This is a genomic window from Pseudomonas sp. UMAB-08 (assembly GCF_900095225.1).
Classification (GTDB): domain Bacteria; phylum Pseudomonadota; class Gammaproteobacteria; order Pseudomonadales; family Pseudomonadaceae; genus Aquipseudomonas.
This window is the reverse complement of record NZ_LT607439.1, coordinates 38,318-48,045: the sequence shown is the minus strand read 5'-3', so window position 1 is coordinate 48,045 and position 9,728 is coordinate 38,318. Positions and strand designations below refer to the sequence as shown.

Here is a 9,728-nt window from a genome sequence, read left to right as displayed (position 1 = left end):
TAAATCGGCGTTTTTTGAACCTCAAACAGCGAGGCCGTTAAAAACTGCTGCTTACTTCAGACCTTCCCTAGGGTGGCGTTTGAATAATTGTAAATGGCATAGTCGCTGCCTATTATGGTGCCGCTATTATTCAGCGCAGTAATAGTGCCCCAATTGTAGATAGCTCCGCCACCGCCAAACATGAAATTGCTATTGCTATTGCTATTGCTATTGCTGATGGTGCCGCTGTTGTTCAGCGTAGTAATGGTGCCCTGGTTGTAGATAGCTCCGCCACTGCCAAACATGAAATTGCTATTGTTATTGCTATTGCTGATGGTACCGCTGTTGTTCAGCGTAGTAATTGTGCCCTGGTTGTAGATAGCTCTGCCGCCAAACATGAAATTGCTATTGCTATTGCTATTGCTATTGCTATTATTGATGATGCCGCTGTTGTTCAGCGTGGTTATGGCGCTATAGTTTTCAATGCCAGCGTAGTCGCCACTGATGATGCCAGTGATGGAATTGTTCAGAGAGGTTATGGTGCCCTGATTGTTAATACCCGCCCAATAACCGCTGATGGTGCCGCTATTATTCAGCTTGCCTATGGTACCTTCTGGGTTCTCAAAACCGGTATTACTGTCACTGATGATGGTTGAGTTATCCAGTAAGGTCGCCTCCAACTGCAAAGCCTGAGCTTGGCCAACGGCGAGGGTCGAAGCGATGGCAACCGCCAGGATCGTCAATTGACCTGGCGTTCGTGATGAATGCTGTTTGAAGGCGTGCATGTGGTGCTCCCCGAAAAATTTTTGTTGTAGCAAGAAGGTCGTTGCGATTTTGGGGATCAGCCATGCAGCACAGCCCCCACCCCTGAATCACAACAGGGTTGGCAGTTATTTCATTGGATTATCTATGTGTTTTTTATGAGCACTAGACAGTGTGTCTCAGTTTTTTAAATTTCTTACTAAATATTTCAGATAATTCACCACAATCGCCTTTCCCTACCTCTTATGACAAACCAATGACGCCACAATAATGGCACATTGCTGGCACCCATCAACATAAGTTAAAAAGTAATGTGAAGACTAGACACCCATTGTTGTAGCAATGGAGCCGTTGTGTCTTCGGGATCATCCAGTCAGGACAGTACTCTTCCTTGAATCACAACTGGGTTAGCCATAGTTTTTGTGGGATTGCGCAGAGACTTGACCGCGTGTCTCAGACTTGGAACTGTTTTTGCAAAGCATGCGGGTTGCCCGCTCAAGCTGTGTGGGTACTGACGCCTTGGCGGGAATGATGGAATGGTCAGCGTAATAACTAGAAACCTGCAAGGCAGTCTTTCGCCCGCGAGTGAAGTTACCCATAAACACTTCAATGTGACGGGGAAGTTACCGCAACAGCAGTTGCTGGCATGGCGGGATCGGGTCAGTCATGTCATTGATGTCGTACCCTCGTTGACGCAAGTCGAAAACCCCTTCAATGCGTCAATCGACCGTTACGACATTGGACCACGACGCTTTACCGACTGTCTCTCCGACGCCTTGTTACTCGAACGCTCGGTGGCGCGCATTTCCACGGACACCCATCGCGATTATGTTTTCCATATTTTCACGAGGGGGGGGAACGAGTCCATCGAGGGGATCAGCCTGCCTCGTCGCAAAGCGCATTCCTCGGGCAGTGTTCTTGCGCTGGACCTCAATCAACCGGTGCGCATGCAGCGTGGGGCATGCAGGGTACTGACGTTGTTCGTGCCCAGGGCGATCGTGGACGCCGCCTTTCCCCACGCAGAGTCGATCCATGGCCGGGTGCTTGAAAATACATCGCCCCTGGCCTGCCTGCTTATAGAGCACGCGGACGCGCTTTCCCAAAAACTGCACCTCATGAGTGCGGCCGAGGCGAGCAGTGCCTTCGACACCAGCGTCCAGCTTCTGCTTGGCGCTTTTGGTAAACAGGCAAAACTCAGTGGCAATGCGCGCGCAGCGGTGCTCGCGGCCATGTTCGACAAGGCGCGCCGCTATGTTCAGACCAACCTCCACCGTGGGACGCTGACCCCGGAAACGTTGATCGAGGCATTGCAACTGCCTCGTTCTACAATTTATCGCCTGTTCGAGCACGAGGGCGGTCTTGGCGCCTATATCCGCAATTGCAGGCTGCGCGAGGCCGTCGATGAGTTGGTCAACTTCCCGAACCTGCCCGTGGCCGGGATCGCTTACGGGCTGGGCTTCAAGAGCGCTTCGGATTTTACCCGAGCCTTCCGTCGGACCTACGGGATGACACCACAAGAACTGCGGGTCACGGCGTTACAGAGCGCCTGCATGCTGGAGTCGTAATTGCTCCTGGTTGCCTGGAAACCGGACCAGCGCGAACAAACTGATGCTCAAAGCTGCCAACAAATACCACGCGGGCACCATTGGGTTACCGGTTACGCCAATCAGCCAGGTGACGATAAAGGGGCAAAAAGCGCCAAAAATTGTCGTACCCAAGCTGTAGATCATCGAAACACCGGTCGCCCGATGATGGCGAGGGAACGCTTCCAGTATCATCACGGTAGTTGCAGCGTTACCGCACAGCAACAACGCCGAATAGCCGCCGATAACCAGCAATGAAGATACCTCGCCGATCCCTCGAGTCAACAGAAGGAAAGCCGGGTACACCAGCAAGATGCTACTGATGATCGTCGCGTACTGAATCGGCTTACGCAGGCGTTGCCGGTCGGCGACGCGTGCCATCAGCGGCACGCCGATAAAAATCAGCGTACTTGAAAGGCAGGCTGAGAGCAGGCTGACCATCGGCAGCATATGCAACGTGCCGACCAGATAGATAGGCATGTAATACACCATGAGATAGATGCCAGCCGTGGGCGCGGCCATCAACAGTATCCCCAACCCTAGCGTACGAGCATGCTGCGCCAGCATGGCCTTCACCGATGACCGATGTGGGCTTTTCATGGGGGTATTTTCCATGTTGCGACGGATATACCACCCGACTGGCCCGATCAGCATTCCCAAAATGAACGGGATGCGCCAACCCCATTGATGCAACGCCTCAGGGGTCATCATCGCCGTTGTGCACGCCCCGACCAGCGCACCCGCCAGTGCCGCTGCCGCCTGGCTGGCCGAGCGCCAACTGACCACATAACAGCGGCGCCCCTTGGCAGCCAGCTCCATCAGCACAACAGAAGAGACGCCAATCTCGCCCCCGGCTGCGAACCCCTGTAACAACCGCCCACAAACAATAAGCAGCATGGACGCCACGCCTATGGCGCTGTAGGTCGGCGCAAATGCAATCATGCCGGTGGCCAGCGTCATCAACACAATGGACAAGGTGAGCCCTGCCTTGCGCCCTTTGCGGTCTGCCAGATTGCCGATAACCAACGCGCCAATAGGCCGCATCGCGAACCCGGCACCAAAGGTGAGCAGTGCCATCAGTAACGATGCAAGCGCGCTGTCGGAAGGGAAGAACAACTTGCCGATGGTCATTGCGGAAAAACTGTAGACCGTGAAGTCATAGGTCACCAGGCCATTGCCAATGGCAGCCGCCCATACAAGGCGTTTTTTTTGCGCGCGAACAGGCGCCAGCAACTGATCCGTTGGCGAGGGTGCAGGTGAAAGAGCGGCGGAGCCTTGCATTTATTCTGAACCTTGGACGGTACTGAACGTCAGGACATTCTCATTTCGATGTCTCGAAACAAGGGAGCACAAATCAATATCAAACTGCCATAAAACAGGATCATAACCAAGTATCGCTGCGGCGGCTAATTGCGCTCGGAGCAGGTAACATGCTCGCCGTACTGAAGGAGATGACCTTGCCCGATAGCCGCCCACCCGCCCTTGACGAAATCGACCGCCAATTGATTGCAGCCCTGCAGATCAACGCGCGCGAAAGCGTCGCGATGCTTGCCCGGCATTTGGGGATTGCCAGAACCACGGTGACGTCACGCCTGGCCCGACTGGAAAAAGCCAAGGTCATCACCGGTTACGGTGTGCGCCTGAGTCAACGCGTGGTAGATGGCGGGTTGCAGGCGTATGTCGGCATTACCGTGCAGCCGCGCTCGGGCAAAGAAGTCGTTCGTCGCCTCAGCACCATGGCTCAGGTGCAGCAGCTGTGTGCGGTAAGCGGCGAATTCGATTACGTGGCGTGGCTGCGCACTGACTCCCCCGAGCAGCTCGATCAGTTGCTGGATTTGATTGGCAGCGTCGATGGGGTGGAGAAGACCACAACCTCGATCATCCTCAGTAGCAAGGTTGATCGCGGGCAGCCGGTGTAATGCTTTTAGGCCCCGCCGCGTCTTCTACGCTGTGCTGTCGCGCAGCAAACTGTAGGAGCGCGCTTGCCCGCGAAGAAAGCGACTCGATCTAACAGAATACCTACCACCACCGTCAGATTGCAGCATAAACCTGCAAAACGACGACACATTGCATCTTATTAACGTGCTGACTCTTATCTAGACTGATTCTTTTGCACCCTAGTCGAACAAGGTCAGTCATGAATAATAATCGCCATCCTGCAGACGGTAAAAAACCGATCACTATTTTCGGCCCGGATTTTCCTTTCGCCTTCGACGACTGGATCGAGCATCCAGCCGGGCTAGGCAGTATTCCGGCCGAGAACCATGGCACGGAAGTGGCGATTGTCGGCGCGGGCATCGCAGGTCTGGTCGCGGCCTATGAGCTGATGAAGCTCGGCCTCAAGCCCGTGGTGTATGAAGCTTCGAAGATGGGCGGGCGTTTGCGCTCGCAGGCGTTTGAAGGCACGGAAGGGATCATCGCCGAGTTGGGTGGGATGCGTTTCCCGGTGTCGTCCACGGCGTTTTATCACTATGTCGACAAGCTCGGCCTCGAATCAAAACCCTTCCCTAACCCGCTGACCCCCGCGTCTGGCAGCACGGTTATCGACCTGGAAGGCACCACGTATTACGCACAGCAATTGTCGGACCTTCCGGCGCTGTTTCAGGAAGTGGCCGACGCCTGGGCCGATGCGCTGGAAGCGGGCTCGCAATTCGCCGACATTCAGCAAGCCATCCGTGACCGCGATGTGCCGCGCCTGAAAGAGCTGTGGAACACCCTCGTGCCTCTGTGGGATGACCGCACGTTTTACGATTTCGTCGCCACCTCCAAAGCCTTCGCCAAACTGTCCTTCACCCACCGCGAAGTGTTCGGCCAAGTGGGCTTCGGTACCGGCGGCTGGGACTCGGACTTCCCCAACTCGATGCTGGAAATTTTCCGCGTCGTGATGACCAACTGCGACGATCACCAACACCTGATCGTCGGCGGTGTAGAACAAGTGCCGCTGGGTATCTGGCGCCATGTGCCGGAACGCTGCGCCCATTGGCCAGAAGGCACCAGCCTCTCGTCGTTGCATCACGGAGCAGCGCGCACCGGGGTCAAACGCATCGCCCGCGCTGACGATGGCCGCTTCGCAGTCACCGATAACTGGGGCGACACCCGCCACTACGCAGCGGTGCTGACCACCTGCCAAAGCTGGCTGCTGACCACCCAGATCGAGTGCGAAGAGTCATTGTTCTCGCAGAAAATGTGGATGGCACTCGACCGCACGCGCTACATGCAATCGTCAAAAACGTTCGTCATGGTCGACCGCCCGTTCTGGAAGGACAAAGACCCTGAAACCGGTCGCGACCTGATGAGCATGACCCTCACCGACCGCCTCACGCGCGGCACGTATCTGTTTGATAACGGCGACGACAAACCGGGGGTGATTTGCCTGTCCTACTCGTGGATGAGCGACGCGCTGAAGATGCTCCCGCAGCCCATCGAGAAGCGGGTGAAGCTGGCGCTGGACGCACTGAAGAAAATCTATCCGAAGGTCGACATCGCCGCGCGCATTATTGGCGACCCGATCACCGTCTCATGGGAAGCGGACCCGCATTTCCTCGGGGCGTTCAAAGGCGCATTGCCAGGGCATTACCGCTATAACCAGCGCATGTACGCGCACTTCATGCAGCAGGACATGCCGAGCGAACAACGCGGGATTTTCATCGCTGGGGACGACGTGTCGTGGACACCTGCCTGGGTTGAAGGCGCAGTTCAGACTTCATTGAATGCGGTGTGGGGCATCATGAATCACTTTGGCGGCAGTACCCATCCAGAGAACCCGGGCCCGGGCGATGTATTCCACGAAATCGGACCTATCGCGCTCGCTGACTGAGAGGAAAACACGGACATGCGCATCGCCCTGTATCAATGCCCGCCGCTGCCGCTGAATGTCAGCGGCAACCTGCATCGCCTGGCGCAACAGGCGTCTGAAGCCGCAGCACAAGGGGCAGACCTGTTGGTCTGCCCGGAGATGTTCCTGACCGGTTACAACATCGGCGCGGCCGCTGCGTTTTCGCTGGCCGAGACCCGTGACGGTCTCTCGGCCGGGCAGGTGGCGGCCATCGCTCAGGCGGCGGGGATTGCCATTTTATATGGCTACCCGGAACGTTCCAGCGATGCGCAGATTTACAACGCCGTACAACTGATAGACGCCCAGGGCAGGAGCGTCTGTCACTACCGCAAGACCCATCTTTACGGTGAGCTGGATAAGTCGATGTTCACCGTCGGCGGCGATGATTTCCCGGTGGTTGAATTGAATGGCTGGCGTCTCGGCCTGCTGATTTGCTACGACCTGGAGTTCCCGGAAAATGCACGGCGTCTGGCCTTGGCCGGCGCCGATCTGATTCTGGTGCCGACCGCGAACATGGCGCCCTACGACTTCATTGCCGAGGTCACCGTTCGTGCCCGCGCGTTCGAAAACCAATGCTATGTGGCCTACGCCAATTACTGCGGCAGCGAAGGCGACATCCACTACTGCGGCCTGAGCAGCATCGCTGCGCCCGATGGCAGTCGAATCGCTCAAGCGGCGCAGGATGAAACGTTGATCATTGGCACGCTGGACCGCCAGTTGATGGACGACTCACGCGCGATCAACAGCTACTTCAAGGACCGACGGCCGGCGCTGTATGCAGGGCTGAGCAAAGGCTGAACCGCTCCCCCGATAGACCGTGTCGCGTTCTTCGCGCTAGCAATACCGACCCAAACTTCGTCATATCCGCTAGCATGACAATCCTCTCGCTGAAACGCCGGAAGATGGCATGCCCGCGCTGAACGCCCACTCTGTCGAACACCTCACCTTGCCCAACGGGTTGCGGGTTGTGCTGTGTCACGCCCCGCGCCTGAAGCGCTGCGCGGCAGCCTTGCGAGTGGCGGCCGGCAGTCATGACGTGCCCCCGATGTGGCCAGGCCTGGCGCACTTTCTTGAGCATTTGTTTTTTCTCGGTACCGAACAGTTTCCAACCGAAGAGAATCTGATGGCCTTCGTCCAGCGTCATGGTGGACAGGTCAATGCCAGTACCCGAGAGCGCACCACAGACTTCTTCTTCGAGCTACCGCAGCCCGTGTTCGCTCAAGGGCTGGAGCGCTTGTGTGAAATGCTCGCTCATCCGCGCATGACCCCGGCCGATCAACTGCGCGAGCGTGAAGTGCTGCATGCCGAGTTCATCGCATGGTCGCGGGATGCCGAAGCGCGTTATCAAACAGACTTGATCCAACCCCTTTCTGCGCAACACCCACTGCGCGCGTTTCATGCCGGTAATCGCTACAGCCTGCCGGTCCCGCGCCAAGCTTTTCAGCAGGCACTGCACGACTTTTATCAGCGTTTCTATCAGGCCGGGCAGATGACCTTGAGCTTGACCGGTCCGCAACCGCTGGCCGAGTTGCAGGCCCTGGCCACGGCGTATGGCAGCTGCATCGCCGCAGGGGAAAAGACTGAACAGTCCAGGTCTGCGCCGTTGATGAACGGAGCGCCCCGCCCGCAGCCCATCGCTGATCCGCGTCGGCTGCATCTGGTTTTTGCGTGCGAAGACTTACCGGAGCCCAGCGCCGAAGCGGTGAATTTTTTCTGTACCTGGCTGACCGCTGCACACCCTGGCGGGCTGCTGTTCGAACTGCGTGAACGCGGCTTGATCGAATCGCTCAGCGCCGCACCGTTGTATCAGTTCGATCAGCAACTGTTGCTCAATATCGAGTGCGCCTTGAGTGCCGACGGCATTGAACAGCGCAGGCAGATCACCGCGTTGTTCTTTGACTGGCTGGCGTTCTTCAAGGCCCAGGGCGACTGGTCGACCCTGCGTGAAGAATACGCGCTGCTGCAACAACGTCGCTTGGCGGTGGGCAGCGCCCTCGATCTGGCACGGCATTTTAGTAAGCGCCTTGAGCCTGCGGATTTGCTGCGGCCCCTCAACGCCCTGCTCGCACAATTGCAGCCCTCGCGGGTGTTACATCCGCTGGCCGACGCGGCTGTGGATAACTTGAGCACAGAACAGATTGCGTGGCGCTTACCTGAACCCAATCCCTTCCTGCGCCCTGCCACGCCGCCGGTCATGAACGTACCAGCGGCGGCGTCCATGCACTTCAGCGACGCCCTGCCCTGCGACTCCGGCGAAGGGGCGATTTTCCTGCGCTGGCGGCTGGACGCGGCGCATCCCGCCCTGTGGCAGATGCTCAACGACAGCCTGAAAACCCTCAGTGATACCGCGCAACAAGCGGGTGTCAGCCTTGGATTCAGTGCGTACGGCCATTTTTGGCAACTCAAGCTGAGCGGCCTGTCTGCACCGATGCCGGCCATCCTCCGTCACGCCTTGCGCTTGCTGACGGCGCCCGACAGCAACACCTTGGCACGATATGGTCAAGCCAGCACCGAGCCCGCCCTGATTCCGATCCGACAGTTGCTCAAGCGCTTGCCGGATGCCTGCCAAGGCCCTGTTGTGTGCGTTCACACCGACGATTTACCGGCCCTGTGGTCAACTGCGCAGTGGATGGGTTTTGCTGTCGGCCTGACAGACGATGACCGCGCCGCGCTGAATGCCGAGCTGAAGCTGATGCCCGGCACGCTCGATGACCAACCCTTGAAAGCACTGCCCTCTCGGCCGGGTAAACACTGGCACACAGAGCTGTCGGAATCATCTGAAAATGCAGTGCTACTGTTCTGCCCCGCGCCGAGCCAAAGCCTGTTTGACGAAGCCGCCTGCCGCGTATTGGCGCACCTGGGGCAAGCGCCCTTCTATCAACGCCTGCGGGTCGAACTGCAACTGGGCTATGCCGTGTTCAGCGGTTTTCGGCAGGTAGCCGGGCAAGCAGGATGGCTGTTGGGCGTGCAATCGCCCAGCGCCACGGCAGAGGACATCGTCAACCATCTGCAAGACTTCATCAGCCGCTTGCCGACGTTGATCTGCGAAGCGAATCTGCCGCTACAGCAGCAAGCATTGGCCGCGCAGTTCGAGATAGCCGCCATGGACCTCCTGCAAGCCAGCGAATGGCTCTGGCAGGCGCACCTTGCCGGGCATGACGAACAGTATCCGCGCCATCTGCAAACGGCTCTTTTATGCATCAATCAGCAACAATTACTGAGCGCCGCTGATCGGCTGCTGAATGCGACTGGCGGCTGGCTATGCCTGGCTAACCGCTTGAGCCCGGGCCTTCCCTGGCAAGCGGTCGGGTAACTGTCCTCAATTCTGCAATTGGCTTTGTTGAAAATGGCGGCGTATACAAGGACAGGAGTTTAGTAACATAGCTACCTAAGTATCTGAACGTCTCCCTGCGAAGGTGGACTAAAGATGTAGTTATCCCCGCTGTACCTACTCTAAAGGAGTCTTTTATGTGGACTAAACCTGCTTACACTGATCTGCGGATCGGCTTTGAAGTCACCATGTACTTCGCAAGCCGTTGATGTCGACGCTGTCCAACGCCTCGGCTCGC

The 9,728-nt window shown here is 57.4% G+C and carries 8 protein-coding genes; 6 read left to right on the top strand and 2 right to left on the bottom strand.

The window, feature by feature from the left end:
- Window positions 1-56: 56 nt before the first annotated feature.
- Entirely contained in the window at window positions 57-764 is a 708-nt protein-coding gene (locus K0F75_RS24685; RefSeq protein ID WP_219064581.1) for a hypothetical protein, read from the bottom strand.
- 513 nt (window positions 765-1,277) lie between these two features.
- On the opposite strand from K0F75_RS24685, the gene K0F75_RS24680 reads away from it, so the two are divergent.
- Window positions 1,278-2,306, top strand: a complete 1,029-nt coding sequence (locus K0F75_RS24680) for an AraC family transcriptional regulator (RefSeq protein WP_219064580.1) — start codon at window positions 1,278-1,280, stop codon at window positions 2,304-2,306.
- Here K0F75_RS24680 and K0F75_RS24675 read toward each other — a convergent pair.
- On the bottom strand, window positions 2,277-3,605 hold the full coding sequence (locus K0F75_RS24675; RefSeq protein ID WP_219064579.1) for an MFS transporter: 1,329 nt from the start codon (window positions 3,603-3,605) through the stop codon (window positions 2,277-2,279). The two genes, K0F75_RS24680 and K0F75_RS24675, sit on opposite strands and share 30 nt — an antisense overlap.
- Before the next feature lie 176 nt (window positions 3,606-3,781).
- Between K0F75_RS24675 and K0F75_RS24670 the strand changes: the two genes are divergently transcribed.
- The 5 genes from K0F75_RS24670 (at window position 3,782) to pqqA (ending at window position 9,699) form a co-directional block, all read left to right on the top strand.
- Complete coding sequence (locus K0F75_RS24670) at window positions 3,782-4,243, top strand: Lrp/AsnC family transcriptional regulator (RefSeq protein ID WP_219064584.1); 462 nt, start codon at window positions 3,782-3,784, stop codon at window positions 4,241-4,243.
- A 218-nt stretch (window positions 4,244-4,461) separates the two neighbouring features.
- Complete coding sequence (locus K0F75_RS24665; RefSeq protein WP_219064578.1) at window positions 4,462-6,141, top strand: NAD(P)/FAD-dependent oxidoreductase; 1,680 nt, start codon at window positions 4,462-4,464, stop codon at window positions 6,139-6,141.
- 15 nt (window positions 6,142-6,156) lie between these two features.
- Complete coding sequence (locus tag K0F75_RS24660; RefSeq protein WP_219064577.1) at window positions 6,157-6,957, top strand: carbon-nitrogen hydrolase family protein; 801 nt, start codon at window positions 6,157-6,159, stop codon at window positions 6,955-6,957.
- Between the two features lie 109 nt (window positions 6,958-7,066).
- A complete protein-coding gene (pqqF, locus tag K0F75_RS24655; protein WP_219064576.1) occupies window positions 7,067-9,472 on the top strand; it encodes a pyrroloquinoline quinone biosynthesis protein PqqF in 2,406 nt (801 codons plus the stop codon).
- Between the two features lie 155 nt (window positions 9,473-9,627).
- Window positions 9,628-9,699 (top strand): pyrroloquinoline quinone precursor peptide PqqA, encoded by a 72-nt coding sequence (pqqA, locus tag K0F75_RS24650; RefSeq protein ID WP_008365141.1) that lies wholly within the window; start codon window positions 9,628-9,630, stop codon window positions 9,697-9,699.
- The last annotated feature ends 29 nt before the right edge of the window (window positions 9,700-9,728 follow it).